Genomic DNA, 13,480 nt, shown 5'->3' with positions numbered 1-13,480 from the left:
GATCTGATGGAATTCTTCGAAAGCGCATTCTGGACTGGGTTTCTCTGGCCGCTGATCATCATGGTCGCGCAGAGCGTCCTGGTGCTCGTCGTCCTGCTGGTCGCGATCGCCTATATCCTGCTCGCCGACCGCAAGATCTGGGCGGCGGTGCAGATCCGGCGCGGCCCGAACGTCGTCGGCCCATGGGGCCTGCTGCAATCCTTCGCCGACCTTTTGAAGTTCGTGCTGAAGGAGCCGATCATCCCGGCCGGCGCCAACAAGGGCGTGTTCCTTCTTGCTCCCTTGGTCTCATGCGTGCTCGCGCTCGCCGCCTGGGCCGTGATCCCGACCAATCTCGGCTGGGTGATCGCCGACATCAATGTCGGTGTCCTCTTCATCTTCGCGATCTCGTCGCTATCGATCTACGGCATCATCATGGCCGGCTGGTCGTCGAACTCGAAATACCCCTTCCTGGCCGCGCTGCGCTCGGCGGCGCAGATGGTGTCCTACGAAGTCTCGATCGGCTTCGTCATCATCACCGTCCTGCTCTGCGCCGGCACGCTGAACCTGACCGCGGTGGTCGAGGCCCAGCACGCGCGCGGCCTTGCCAGCCTGATCGGGCTGCCGCAGCTGACGATCCTGAACTGGTACGTCTGGCCGCTGTTCCCGATGTTCGTGGTGTTCTACGTCTCGGCGCTGGCGGAAACCAACCGTCCGCCCTTCGACCTCGTCGAAGCCGAATCCGAGCTCGTCGCCGGCTTCATGGTCGAATACGGCTCGACGCCATACCTCTTGTTCATGCTCGGCGAGTATGTCGCGATCGTCACGATGTGCGCGCTGGCGACCATCCTCTTCCTCGGAGGCTGGCTGCCGCCGGTGGACCTGCCGCCCTTCAACTGGGTGCCGGGGATCATCTGGTTCTCGCTGAAACTGTTCTTCATGTTCTTCCTGTTCGCGATGGCGAAGGCGATCGTGCCGCGCTACCGCTACGATCAATTGATGCGCCTCGGCTGGAAGGTGTTCCTGCCGCTGTCGCTGGCGATGGTGATCGTGGTGGCCGGCGTGCTGCATTTCGCCGGCATCGCGCCGAAGTGAGGGCCGTCATGGGTATCAACGTCAACGCCACTGCACGCTCGCTTCTGCTGTCGGAATTCGTCTCGGCGTTCTTCCTCGCCATGCGTTATTTCTTCCAGCCGAAGCCGACGCTGAACTATCCGTTCGAGAAGGGCCCGATCTCGCCCCGCTTTCGCGGCGAGCATGCGCTGCGCCGCTATCCGAACGGCGAAGAGCGCTGCATTGCCTGCAAGCTGTGCGAGGCGGTCTGCCCGGCGCAGGCCATCACCATCGAGGCTGGCCCGCGCCGCAACGACGGCACCCGCCGCACCGTGCGCTACGACATCGACATGGTGAAGTGCATCTATTGCGGCCTCTGCCAGGAAGCCTGTCCGGTCGATGCGATCGTCGAGGGCCCGAATTTCGAGTTCGCGACCGAGACCCGCGAGGAGCTCTATTATGACAAGGCCAAGCTGCTCGCCAACGGCGACCGCTGGGAACGCGAGATCGCCAAGGCGATCGAGCTCGATGCGCCGTACCGGTGAGGTGAGGGCATGATCCTTCCCGCGCTGTTCTTCTATCTCTTTGCCGGCGTCTGCGTCGCCTCGGCCGTGATGGTGATTGTCTCGCGCAATCCCGTGCACTCCGTGCTGTACCTGATCCTGGCCTTCGTCAACGCCTCCGGCCTGTTCGTGCTGATGGGCGCCGAGTTTCTCGGCATGATGCTGATCGTCGTCTATGTCGGCGCGGTCGCGGTGCTGTTCCTGTTCGTGATCATGATGCTCGATGTCGACTTCCTCGAGCTGCGCGAGGGCTTCATCGAGTATCTGCCGGTCGGTCTCGTGATCGGCGGCATCTTCCTATTCGAGCTGCTGCTCACCGTGGGCTTCTGGGTCATCAACCCCGGCGTCTCCAAGACGATCACGGCGGCGATCCCGGCCAACGTCTCCAACACCGAGGCGCTCGGGCTCGTGCTCTATACGAAGTACATCCATTACTTCCAGCTCTCGGGCATGGTGCTCCTGGTCGCCATGATCGGCGCCATCGTGCTGACGCTGCGCCACAAGGAGAAGGTCAAGCGGCAGGACATCAACGTTCAGAACGCACGCACACCCGACATGGCGATGGCGATGCGCAAGGTGGCGCCGGGGCAGGGGCTCTCGGACGCGGACGCGGCGGAGTGGGTGAAATGACGATCGGGCTCGGACATTATCTGGCGGTCGGCGCGATCCTGTTCACGCTCGGCATCCTCGGCATCTTCCTGAACCGCAAGAACATCATCGTCATCCTGATGTCGATCGAGCTGATCCTGCTCTCGGTCAACATCAACCTCGTGGCGTTCTCGACCTTCCTCGGCGACATCGTCGGCCAGGTCTTCGCGTTGCTGGTGCTGACGGTCGCGGCGGCTGAAGCTGCGATCGGTCTCGCCATCCTGGTGGTCTATTTCCGCAACCGCGGCTCGATCGCGGTTGAGGACGTCAATCTGATGAAGGGCTGAGCTCTCCAATGGTTCAGGCGATCGTTTTTCTGCCTCTGCTGGGCGCCATTCTGGCTGGCCTGATCGCGCTGTTCGGCGCCCATGCCCGCAACCCCTCGGGCGACGAGCTCGATCATCACGGCGACCACGGCCATGGCGCGCATGCCCATGCGTCCGACAAGATCAACGAGGATGCCTCCGTCATCCACGAGAGCCATCACGACGACGATCACGCCCACGGCCCGACCGAGCCGCCGGCGGCGGGCTCGCGCGCGGCCGAGCTGATCACCACCGGGCTGCTGTTCGTTTCGGCGGCCCTGTCCTGGATGACGCTGGTCGACGTCGGCTTCATGCATCACGATTACAGGATCCAGCTCTTGCCCTGGATCTTCTCCGGCGATCTCCAGGTCTGGTGGACGCTGCGCGTCGACACGCTCACGGCGGTGATGCTGGTGGTGGTGACGACCGTCTCCTCGCTCGTGCACCTCTATTCCATCGGCTACATGGACGAGGACCCGAACCGGCCGCGCTTCTTCGGCTATCTCTCGCTGTTCACCTTCGCCATGCTGATGCTGGTGACGGCCGACAATTTGGTGCAGCTGTTCTTCGGCTGGGAAGGCGTCGGTCTCGCCAGCTATCTCTTGATCGGCTTCTGGTACCAGAAGCCCTCGGCGAATGCCGCCGCCATCAAGGCCTTCGTGGTCAACCGCGTCGGCGACTTCGGCTTCGCGCTCGGCATCTTCGCGGTCTTCATGCTGGTCGGCTCGACCGACTTCGAGACCATCTTCCACGCCGCGCCCGGCCTCACCGGCAAGACCATCAACTTCCTCGGCTGGCACGCCGACGCGCTGACCCTGACCTGCCTGTTGCTGTTCATGGGCGCGATGGGCAAGTCCGCCCAGTTCCTGCTGCACACCTGGTTGCCGGACGCGATGGAAGGCCCGACCCCGGTGTCGGCGCTGATCCACGCCGCGACCATGGTCACCGCTGGCGTGTTCATGGTGGCGCGCCTGTCGCCGCTGTTCGAGCTCGCGCCGACCGCCCAGGCCGTCGTGATGTTCTTCGGCGCCACCACCGCGTTCTTCGCGGCCACGATCGGTCTCGTCCAGAACGACATCAAGCGCATCGTCGCCTATTCGACCTGTTCGCAGCTCGGCTACATGTTCGTGGCGATGGGAGCGGGGGCCTATTCGGTCGGCATGTTCCACCTGTTCACCCACGCCTTCTTCAAGGCGCTGCTGTTCCTAGGCTCCGGCTCGGTGATCTACGCGATGCACCACGAGCAGGACATCCGCAACATGGGCGGCCTCTGGAAGAAGATCCCCTACACCTATGCGGTGATGGTGGTCGGCACGCTGGCCCTGACCGGCTTCCCGCTCACCGCCGGCTACTTCTCCAAGGACGCGATCATCGAGTCCGCCTACGCCTCGCACAATCCGTTCGCGGTGTACGGCTTCCTGATGACGATCATCGCCGCCGGCCTGACCTCGTTCTACTCCTGGCGCCTGATCTTCAAGACCTTCCACGGCGAGCCCCATGACGAGCATCATTACGAGGCCGCGCATGAGGCCCCGCTCTGGATCCTGATCCCGATCGGCGTGCTCGCGGTCGGCTCCTTCGTCGCAGGCCTGCCGTTCAAGGAGCTGTTCGCCGGCCACGGCGTCGAGGAGTTCTTCCGCGAGTCCGTGAAGATGAACCCGCACATCATCGAGGAGATGCATCACATCCCGCAGACCATCGCCTTCCTGCCGACGGTGATGATGGTGCTGGGCTTCCTCGTCTCCTACCTGTTCTACATCCGCCGGCCCTATCTGCCGGTCGAGCTCGCAAACACGCAGCCGATGCTGTACCAGTTCCTGCTCAACAAATGGTACTTCGACGAGCTCTATGACCTCATCTTCGTCCGTCCGGCGAAGTGGCTCGGCTATCAGCTCTGGAAGAAGGGCGACGGCTTCATCATCGACGGCTTCGGCCCCGACGGCGTCTCCGCCCGCGTGCTGGACGTCACCCGCAACGTCGTCAAGATCCAGACCGGTTATCTCTATCACTACGCATTCGCCATGCTGATCGGCGCCGCCGGCCTGATCACCTGGTTCATGTTCGGCTTTGGAGGCCAGTAAATGACAACCTGGCCCATTCTTTCGGTCACGACGTTCCTGCCGCTGGTCGGCGCGCTGATCGTCTATCTGAGCCGCGGTAACGACGAGGCGGCGCGGCGCAATTCGCGCTGGATCGCGCTCTGGACCACGCTTATCACCTTCGCGGTGTCGGTGATCCTGGTCATGCGCTTCGACCCCGGCAATCCCGATTTCCAGTTCGTCGAGAAGGCGAACTGGCTCGCCACCGGCATCACCTACCACATGGGTGTCGACGGCATCTCGCTGCCGCTCGTGATCCTCACCACCGCCGTGATGCCGTTCTGCATCATCGCGAGCTGGAAGGCGATCACCAACCGCGTCCGCGAATACATGATGGCGTTCCTGATCCTGGAAACGCTGATGATCGGCACCTTCTCGGCGCTCGATCTCGTGCTGTTCTATTTGTTCTTCGAGGGCGGCCTGATCCCGATGTTCCTGATCATCGGCGTCTGGGGCGGTCCGCGCCGGGTCTATGCCTCGTTCAAGTTCTTCCTCTACACGCTGCTCGGCTCGGTCCTGATGCTGCTCGCGATCATGGCGCTGTACTGGAACGGCGGCACCACTGACATCCCGACCCTGATGCACACCGCGGTGCCGCGATCGTTGCAGACCTGGGCGTGGCTCGCCTTCTTCGCGTCCTTTGCGGTGAAGATGCCGATGTGGCCCGTGCACACCTGGCTTCCCGACGCGCATGTCGAGGCACCGACCGCGGGCTCTGTGGTCCTCGCCGCGATCCTGCTGAAGATGGGCGGCTACGGCTTCCTGCGCTTCTCGCTGCCGATGTTCCCACTGGCCTCGCACGACTTCGCGCCGCTGGTGTTCACGCTCTCGGCCATCGCCATCATCTACACCTCGCTGGTGGCGCTGATGCAGGAGGACATGAAGAAGCTGATCGCGTACTCGTCGGTCGCGCATATGGGCTTCGTCACCATGGGCATCTTCGCCGGCACCATGCAGGGCGTCGCCGGCGGCGTGTTCCAGATGATCTCGCACGGCATCGTCTCCGGCGCGCTGTTCCTCTGCGTCGGCGTCGTCTACGACCGCCTGCACACCCGCGAGATCGCGGCCTATGGCGGCCTGGTCAACCGGATGCCGCTCTATGCGATGACCTTCATGGTGTTCACCATGGCCAATGTCGGTCTGCCCGGGACCAGCGGCTTCGTCGGCGAGTTCATGACGCTGCTCGGCACCTTCAAGGTCTCGATCCCGACCGCGTTCTTCGCCAGCTTCGGTGTGATCCTCTCGGCGGCCTACGCGCTGTGGCTCTACCGCAAGGTCGTGTTCGGGGCGCTGGTCAAGCCGCAGCTGGCGAGCATGAAGGATCTCACCTTGCGGGAGTGCGTCATTCTATTCCCGATGATCGCGCTGACGATCCTGTTCGGCGTCTATCCGAAGCCGGTGCTCGACATGTCGGCCGCCTCGGTCCAGCAACTCGTCAACAATTACAATACCGCCGTGACGGCCGTGAAGGCCGCCGCACTGCTCCAGTGATCGGGCAGGTCAGGATATCGCCATGAGCTTTTCGACTGCAGGTTATCAACTGGCGCCGGTGCTGCCCGAGCTCGTGCTCGCGGTCGGCGCCATGGCACTTCTGATGCTCGGGGCCTATCGCGGGCAGGAGACGACCAGGACCGTGACGTCGCTGGCGGTGGTGCTCCTGATCGTGGTCGGTGCGCTCGTCTACATGCAGCCCGCGGGCAAGCAGGTGACGTTCGGCGGCAGCTTCATCGTCGACGACTTCGCCCGCTTCATGAAGATCCTGGCCCTGATCGGCTCGGCCGTGACGCTCGTCCTGTCGACCGAGTTCCTGTCCGACCCGTCGCGCCGCATCTTCGAATACGCCATCCTGGTGCTTCTCTCGACCCTCGGCATGATGGTGCTGATCTCGGCCGGCGACCTGATCTCGCTCTATCTCGGTCTCGAATTGATGTCGCTGGCGCTCTACGTCGTCGCGGCCTCGAACCGCGACAACGCCAAGTCGACCGAGGCCGGCCTGAAGTACTTCGTGCTCGGCGCGTTGTCCTCGGGCATGCTGCTGTACGGGGCGTCGCTGGTCTACGGCTTCACTGGCACGGTTAGCTTCACCGGCATCGCCGCGGCCGCGACGGTCTCGAATGTCGGCCTGGTGTTCGGCCTCGTCTTCCTGCTCGTCGGTCTCTGCTTCAAGGTCTCGGCGGTGCCGTTCCACATGTGGACGCCTGACGTCTACGAGGGCGCGCCGACCCCGGTCACCGCCTTCTTCGCCTCGGCGCCGAAGGTCGCCGCGCTCGCCGTCTTCACCCGCGTCACGCTGACCGCATTCCCCGGCATCGTCTCGCAGTGGCAGCAGATCCTGGTGTTCGTGTCGATCGCCTCGATGGCGCTCGGCTCCTTCGCCGCCATCGGCCAGAGCAACATCAAGCGCCTGATGGCCTATTCCTCGATCGGCCACATGGGCTTTGCGCTGGTCGGTCTTGCCTCCGGCACGGTCGAGGGCGCGCAGGGCGTCCTGATGTACATCGTGATTTACGTCGCGATGACGCTCGGCTCGTTCTCGATCATTCTCGCCATGAAGCGCAACGGCCAGGCCGTGGAGCAGATCAGCGATTTCGCCGGCATGTCGCGCACCAATCCGCTGCTCGCCTTCATGTTCGCGATGCTGCTGTTCTCGCTCGCCGGCATCCCGCCGCTCGCCGGCTTCTTCGCCAAATGGTACGTCTTCGTCGCCGCCATCAAGGCGAACCTGTTCACGCTCGCCGTCATTGGCGTGCTGACCAGCGTGGTCGGCGCCTACTATTATCTCGCGATCGTCAAGACGATGTATTTCGACGAGCCGGCCGGCCGGGTCGATCCGGTGCGCATCGAGGTGCGGACGGTGCTGGCGGTGGCTGGCCTGTTCAACATCCTGTTTGCGCTGTTCGCGGGGCCCGTGGTGAGCGTCGCCTCCGCCGCGGCAAAGTCGTTGTTCTAGGATGGCCTTCGCGCTCGGTCCTCGCGCATCGGCTGCGGGCTACAGGCTCGCGGCGTTCGAGCGGACCGGCTCGACCAATACCGAGGCGATCGAACACGCCAGGGCCGGCGAGCGCGGCCCGATGTGGTTCGTCACGTCCGAGCAGACCGCCGGCCGCGGCCGGCGCCAGCGCGCCTGGATCGCGCCGCGCGGCAATCTCGCCGCCAGCATTCTCGAAGTCATGGACGTCGCCCCCGCCGTCGCTGCCACGCTCGGCTTTGCCGCAGGGCTGGCCGAGGCGGCGGCGCTGGAGAAGGTGAGCCTCGAGGCCGCGCTCCGTCTCGGCGAAGGCCGGCCCTGCTACGTCCTGAAATGGCCGAATGACGTGCTCGCCGGCGGCAAGAAGCTGGTCGGCATTGGCCTCGAGGCCGAGGCGGTCAGTGGCGGCCTTGCCGTCGTGGTCGGCATCGGGACCAATGTGGTCGCCGCGCCCGAGGGCACCCCGACGCCAGCGGTGTCGCTGGCCGCCCTCGGCGTCCAGATCAGCGCCGAGGAGCTGTTCATGGCGCTGTCGGATGCCTGGGTCGAGTTCCGCGGCATCTGGGACAAGGGCCGCGGCTTTGCCGAGATCCGCAGGCTCTGGCTGGAGCGTGCCGCAGGACTCGGCGAGAAGGTCGCGATCCACACGGGAACGACGACGCTGGAAGGCATTTTCGACACGATCGACGACACCGGCTGCCTGATCGTCCGCACCGCGGAGGGCCGCCTCGTGCCGGTGGCGGCCGGCGAGGTGTTCTTCGGTCCCGTCGCCTCCGTGGGAGCTGCTTGATGGCAAGGCCCGACGAACTGGTGTTTGCGCCGCTCGGCGGAGTCGGCGAGATCGGCATGAACCTGTCGATCTACGGCCTCGGCAACCGTCACCAGCGCGCCTGGCTCGCGGTCGACCTCGGCGTCTCCTTCGGCGACGAGGAGCATCTGCCAGGCATCGACCTGATCATGCCAGACATCTCCTTCCTGGAGAAGGAGCGCAAGAACCTGATGGGCCTCGTGCTGACCCACGCCCATGAGGATCATTTCGGCGCCATCATCGACCTCTGGCCGAAGCTGAAATGCCCGATCTACGCCACCAGGTTCAGCGCGGCGCTGTTCGAGGCCAAATGCGCCGCCGAGCGCAACGCGCCCGAGATTCCGGTCACCGTGGTGCCCTCAGGCGGCCGTGTCGATATCGGCCCGTTCAACGTCGAGTTCATTCCCGTCGCGCATTCGATTCCGGAGGCGCATGCGCTCGCGATCCACACCGAAGCGGGCATCGTGCTGCACACCGGCGACTGGAAGATCGACCCGACCCCGACGCTTGGAGCCCCGACCGACGAGAAGCGGCTGCGCGAATTGGGCGAAGAGGGCGTGCTCGCCTTGATCGGCGATTCCACCAATGCCGTGCGCGACGGCCGTTCGCCCTCCGAGGCCGAGGTCGCCCGAACCATCATCGACCTCGTCAAATCCGCCAAGGGCCGCGTCGCGGTGACGACATTCGCCTCCAACGTCGCCCGCGTCAAAGCGGTGGCTGACGCGGCGAAAGCCGCCGACCGCGAGGTCGTCGTGGTCGGCCGGGCCATGGAGCGCGTGGTGCAGGTCGCGCGCGAGACCGGCTATCTCGAGGGCGTGCAGAATTTCCGCTCGCCCGAGGTCTATGGCCACCTGCCGCAGGACAAGGTGCTGGCGCTGTGCACGGGCAGCCAGGGCGAGCCGCGCGCCGCGCTGGCCCGCATCGCCAATGACGACCATCCTGAAATCACGCTGAACCGCGGCGACAGCGTCATCTTCTCCTCGCGCACCATTCCCGGCAACGAGAAGGCGGTCGGCTCGATCATCAACAATCTGGTGCTGCAGGGCGTCGAGGTCATCACCGACCGCGATGCGCTGGTCCACGTCTCCGGCCATCCCCGCCGCGATGAATTGCGCGATATGATCTCGTGGGTGAAGCCGCAGCTCCTGATCCCGGTCCACGGCGAGGCCCTGCATCTCAACGAGCACGCCAAGCTCGCCCGCGCCGCCGGCGTGCCGCGCGTCCTGGTTTGCCGCAACGGCGATCTCGTGAAGCTCGGCCCCGGCGACCCCGGCATCGTCGGCGAGGTGCCTTCGGGCCGGCTCTACAAGGATGGCACGATCCTGGAGGATTCCAAGTCCCGTGCCGTCATCGAGCGGCGCCGCATGGCTTTCTCCGGCTGCGCCTTCGTCGCCATCGCCATGACCGCCCAGGGGGAGCTGGTCGACGAACCCGAGGTCGATCTGGTCGGCATCCCCGAGAAGAACAGGGCCGGCGAGACCTTCGACGACATCGTCTTCGATGCCGTGATGTCGACCATCGAAGGCCTGCCGAGGGCGCGGCGGCGCGATCCGGATGCTCTGGCCGAGTCGGTGCGACGCGCTGTCCGGGCCGTGATCAACGAACATTGGGGCAAAAAGCCCCCCTGTCTGGTACATGTACTGACGGTATAGGGAGGGGAACATGTTGGGCCGGCTCAACCATGTCGCGATCGCGACCAGGGACGCGGTCAAGGCCGCGAAGATCTACGGTGCGGCCTTCGGCGCCCAGATTTCCGAGGCGGTGCCGCTGCCCGAGCACGGTGTCACCACCGTGTTCGCGACCCTGCCCAACACCAAGATCGAGTTCATCGAGCCGCTCGGCGAGGCCTCGCCGATCGCGAAGTTCATCGAGCGCAATCCCGACGGCGGCATCCATCACGTCTGCTACGAGGTCGTCGACATCATCGCCTCGCGCGACACGCTGGTGAAGGAGGGCGCGAGGGTGCTCGGCGACGGCGTGCCGAAGATCGGCGCCCACGGCAAGCCGGTGCTGTTCCTGCACCCCAAGGATTTTTCCGGCGCCCTGGTCGAGATCGAGCAGGCATAGGGCCGCGCCATGGCCATCCAGATTTCAACCTGGCTCGCGATCTATTTCGTGCTCTGGTGGGTCATGCTGTTCGTGACGCTGCCGTTCGGCGTGCGCAGCCAGCACGAGGACGGTGTTGGCGCGCCCGGCACGGACCCCGGTGCTCCCATCCTCACCCGCATGGGGCCCAAGCTGATCTGGACCACGATCATCTCGGCAATCGTGTTCGGCATTGGCCTTGCGGCCTATCATGCCGGCTATCTCTCGATCGAGCGCCTGTCGAAGATGATGGGAATGCCATTTTAAGTTTTGATTGGCGTTGTTATGGGGTCAAAAATGACATTTCAGCGTATCGTCATTGCGCTTCTGGTGCTGATCGTCGCAGGGCTCGGTGCCATCGGCTATTTCGAATGGCGGATGGCGGTGCAGGTGCGCACCCTGAAGGCGTTCGTTGAGGGCTATGTCTTCAACGAGGCCGTGCTGGCCTGCGAGCAGGCCAAAAGCTCGACGCCGTTCAAATGGAACGGTGGCAAGAGCACCTCGGTGATCGGCCTGAACTCGGTCAAGACGGACAAATACACGGTCAGCGCCAGCTACACGCTGGTCGCGGACAGCGTCTATTGCGACTACGATCCGGTCAAGAGAACGGCCGGGATCGGCTCGAGCTTCCTGGAGCGGGAGTAGCGATCCGGGCGAACTTAGATCGCGCGGCGCTGCCGGCCAGCGACGAGACCGTAAACGAACAGCACGATGATCGCGCCGACCACGGCGCCGATCAGGCCCGCACCCTCGCCAGGGCGATACCAGCCCAGCGCTTGCCCGAGATAGGAAGCGACGAAGGCGCCGACGATGCCGAGGATGGTCGTCAGGATGAACCCTGAAGGTTCGTTGTCGCCCGGCATGATGAACTTGGCAATCACGCCGGCGAGAAAGCCAATGATGATAGTCCAAAGAAGGCTCATATGTACACCTCTTCTGAGTTGAGCCGTTGCAGCTAGGCGTTGGGCAAACGTCCATCCGGCGTGTATTTGTCGATGGCAGTCGGAAGCTCTCGGGATAGCCGTGTGATGATCTCGTCCTGAGAAAGCCCGGTCTGCTGCGCGAGCTTCTCAAGGACGTCGCTGCCGATGGCTTGCTTGAGCTCAGGCGGGGAGATTTCCTTGTTGGGGCCCGGCTTCACCCATGAATCGGCGATCTCGCCCTGCCCATTCTGGTTGAATCTCTCCAGGAGCTCGCCAATCCCGCCATTGAGCAGGCCCCCGATTCCGCCTGCGCCGAGCATGCCGCCGAGATTGCCGAGCACGCCTCCGAGCGGTTGCTGGCCGGCGGTGGACGAGCCGCTCCCAGCGCCTTTCAGCAGCTCAGCCAGTTTGTCGCGATTCTGATAGCCGGCGATGGCCAGCATCGCCAGCAGGGCAGTCATGGAGGGCATTCCGCGGCTCATCGCTAGCTCCTTATAGAAGGTCAGAAACCCAAAACCGGCTCAGCCTGCTTGGGTTCCTCAATCGGCCAATCGGAGCTCGCGACCAAGCGTCCCAGCCGGTTGCCCGATGCCGATAACCCTGCGTCATGTTCCGCGCGCCGGCACGACAACGCACCAGGTGGCAGACCGCGTTGATTGCGACTAGGATCCGATCAAAACAATGGCCGGGATCGGCTCGAGCTTCCTGGAGCGGGAGTAGCGATCCGGCCATGCCAAGCATGGGATGGGATCGTCATGGGGCAGGGGGACTACCGGATTCTGCATGAGGCCGATCTGCGGGCCTATCTCGCGGGCCTGCCGGACCTGAAGGGACTGCTCGGCGGCGAGCCGGCGTCCTGGGCGATCACCGAGGTCGGCGACGGCAACCTCAACCTCGTCTTCATCGTCAAGGGCGCGCGCGGCGGCGTCGCCGTGAAGCAGGCCCTGCCTTACGTCCGCCTCGTCGGCGAGAGCTGGCCCTTGCCGCTGTCGCGCGCCCATTACGAGTATCTCGCGCTGTCCCGCCAGGCCCAGCTCGCGCCTGGCCTGGTGCCGGCCGTGCTGCATCACAACGAAGCCCTGGCGCTGACCGTGATGGAGCTGCTCGAGCCCCACATCATCATGCGAAAGGGCCTGGTCGCGGCAACGCGCTATCCGCGTTTCGTCGACGACATCACGACCTTCATGGCGCGGACGCTGTTCTTCACCTCCGACCTCGCGCTATCAGCGGCCGAGAAGAAGGAGGCCATCGCGGCGTTTGCCGGCAACCACGCGCTCTGCAAGATCACCGAGGACCTGATCTTCACCGATCCCTACCGCATCGCCGAGCAGAACCGTTGGACCGCGCCCTATCTCGACGGCCTCGCCGCGAGCCTGCGCGAGGATTTGGAGCTGCACGTCGCGGTCTCCCGGCTGAAGCTGAAATTCATGGCGAGCCCGGAAGCGCTGATCCATGGCGACCTCCACACCGGCTCGATCATGGTCACGGACGGCCAGACGCGGGTGATCGACCCGGAGTTCGCATTCTATGGTCCCATGGGCTTCGACGTCGGCGCCGTGCTGGCCAATCTCCTGATGGCCTATTTCGCTTCCGCCGGCCACGAGCGCGCGCCGGGCGACCGGGCGGCATTCGAGGCCTGGGTGCTGGAGACGGTCGAGCAGGTCTGGACAGAGTTCGCCCGAAAGTTCCTCGATCTCTGGCGGGCGGGAGGCACCGGCGATGCCTATCCGCCGTCGCTCTTTCCCGGCGAGAAGGGGGCGGCGCGGCTGGAGGCCGAGCGGCAGGCCTACAGGCAGCGCCTGTTCAGTGATGCGGTCGGATTCGCCGCCGCAAAAATCATCCGACGCATCTTCGGTCTCGCCCACAACATCGATTTCGAGCTGATCGAGGATGCAAAGAAGCGCGCGGTTAGCGAGGCTCGTGCCGTGCGGCTGGCGAGGGCGATGATGGTGGAGACGGGAGCGTTCCCTTCGATCGCCGACGTCACCGGCGCCGCGCGAAAACTGCGGGACTGGATGCCGGAATTGTCGGGCTGACAGGTCGTCCGAT

At 64.5% G+C, this 13,480-nt stretch carries 15 protein-coding genes; 13 read left to right on the top strand and 2 right to left on the bottom strand.

Going from position 1 to position 13,480, the window contains the following annotated elements; all coding sequences use genetic code 11:
• Positions 1–6 precede the first annotated feature (6 nt).
• Genes nuoH through P0R31_RS04130 form a run of 12 tightly spaced genes read left to right on the top strand, consistent with a single transcriptional unit; the run spans position 7 to position 11,153 of the window.
• Positions 7–1,074, top strand: coding sequence for an NADH-quinone oxidoreductase subunit NuoH (nuoH, locus tag P0R31_RS04185; protein ID WP_085969087.1), 1,068 nt, complete (start codon positions 7–9; stop codon positions 1,072–1,074).
• A gap of 8 nt (positions 1,075–1,082) precedes the next feature.
• On the top strand, positions 1,083–1,577 hold the full coding sequence (gene nuoI, locus P0R31_RS04180; RefSeq protein WP_157283556.1) for an NADH-quinone oxidoreductase subunit NuoI: 495 nt from the start codon (positions 1,083–1,085) through the stop codon (positions 1,575–1,577).
• Between the two features lie 9 nt (positions 1,578–1,586).
• Positions 1,587–2,225 carry an NADH-quinone oxidoreductase subunit J gene (locus P0R31_RS04175; protein WP_275512986.1) on the top strand — a complete coding sequence of 213 codons (639 nt, stop codon included), beginning with the start codon at positions 1,587–1,589 and terminating at the stop codon, positions 2,223–2,225.
• Positions 2,222–2,530, top strand: coding sequence for an NADH-quinone oxidoreductase subunit NuoK (gene nuoK / locus P0R31_RS04170; RefSeq protein ID WP_008547737.1), 309 nt, complete (start codon positions 2,222–2,224; stop codon positions 2,528–2,530). The genes P0R31_RS04175 and nuoK overlap by 4 nt, the downstream gene beginning before the upstream one ends.
• Positions 2,531–2,538: 8 nt before the next feature.
• A complete protein-coding gene (gene nuoL / locus P0R31_RS04165) occupies positions 2,539–4,629 on the top strand; it encodes an NADH-quinone oxidoreductase subunit L (RefSeq protein ID WP_275512985.1) in 2,091 nt (696 codons plus the stop codon).
• Positions 4,630–6,138: an NADH-quinone oxidoreductase subunit M gene (locus P0R31_RS04160; RefSeq protein WP_275512984.1), complete on the top strand. Its 1,509-nt coding sequence runs from the start codon at positions 4,630–4,632 to the stop codon at positions 6,136–6,138.
• Positions 6,139–6,160: 22 nt separating this feature from the next.
• The gene (gene nuoN / locus P0R31_RS04155) at positions 6,161–7,597 is read left to right on the top strand and encodes an NADH-quinone oxidoreductase subunit NuoN (protein ID WP_275512983.1); all 1,437 of its coding nucleotides are present in this window, start codon (positions 6,161–6,163) and stop codon (positions 7,595–7,597) included.
• 1 nt (position 7,598) lies between these two features.
• Complete coding sequence (locus P0R31_RS04150; protein WP_275512982.1) at positions 7,599–8,405, top strand: biotin--[acetyl-CoA-carboxylase] ligase; 807 nt, start codon at positions 7,599–7,601, stop codon at positions 8,403–8,405.
• Positions 8,405–10,075 carry a ribonuclease J gene (locus P0R31_RS04145; RefSeq protein ID WP_275512981.1) on the top strand — a complete coding sequence of 557 codons (1,671 nt, stop codon included), beginning with the start codon at positions 8,405–8,407 and terminating at the stop codon, positions 10,073–10,075. The genes P0R31_RS04150 and P0R31_RS04145 overlap by 1 nt, the downstream gene beginning before the upstream one ends.
• 10 nt (positions 10,076–10,085) lie before the next feature.
• On the top strand, positions 10,086–10,490 hold the full coding sequence (mce, locus tag P0R31_RS04140) for a methylmalonyl-CoA epimerase (protein ID WP_157283560.1): 405 nt from the start codon (positions 10,086–10,088) through the stop codon (positions 10,488–10,490).
• 9 nt (positions 10,491–10,499) lie between these two features.
• On the top strand, positions 10,500–10,775 hold the full coding sequence (locus P0R31_RS04135) for a DUF1467 family protein (protein ID WP_275512980.1): 276 nt from the start codon (positions 10,500–10,502) through the stop codon (positions 10,773–10,775).
• Positions 10,776–10,805: 30 nt separating this feature from the next.
• Positions 10,806–11,153: a hypothetical protein gene (locus P0R31_RS04130; RefSeq protein ID WP_275512979.1), complete on the top strand. Its 348-nt coding sequence runs from the start codon at positions 10,806–10,808 to the stop codon at positions 11,151–11,153.
• A gap of 14 nt (positions 11,154–11,167) precedes the next feature.
• Here P0R31_RS04130 and P0R31_RS04125 read toward each other — a convergent pair whose 3' ends face one another.
• The gene (locus P0R31_RS04125) at positions 11,168–11,431 is read right to left on the bottom strand and encodes a GlsB/YeaQ/YmgE family stress response membrane protein (RefSeq protein WP_275512978.1); all 264 of its coding nucleotides are present in this window, start codon (positions 11,429–11,431) and stop codon (positions 11,168–11,170) included.
• 32 nt (positions 11,432–11,463) lie between these two features.
• Positions 11,464–11,913 carry a YidB family protein gene (locus tag P0R31_RS04120; protein WP_275512977.1) on the bottom strand — a complete coding sequence of 150 codons (450 nt, stop codon included), beginning with the start codon at positions 11,911–11,913 and terminating at the stop codon, positions 11,464–11,466.
• A 273-nt stretch (positions 11,914–12,186) separates the two neighbouring features.
• Between P0R31_RS04120 and mtnK the strand changes: the two genes are divergently transcribed.
• Positions 12,187–13,467 carry an S-methyl-5-thioribose kinase gene (mtnK, locus tag P0R31_RS04115; protein WP_275512976.1) on the top strand — a complete coding sequence of 427 codons (1,281 nt, stop codon included), beginning with the start codon at positions 12,187–12,189 and terminating at the stop codon, positions 13,465–13,467.
• Positions 13,468–13,480 lie beyond the last annotated feature (13 nt).

It is taken from the genome of Bradyrhizobium yuanmingense (assembly GCF_029167105.1).
In the GTDB taxonomy this organism is placed as follows: Bacteria; Pseudomonadota; Alphaproteobacteria; order Rhizobiales; family Xanthobacteraceae; genus Bradyrhizobium; species Bradyrhizobium yuanmingense_A.
The sequence above is the reverse complement of the archived record's forward strand: the minus strand, read 5'-3'. Positions and strand labels throughout refer to the sequence as shown.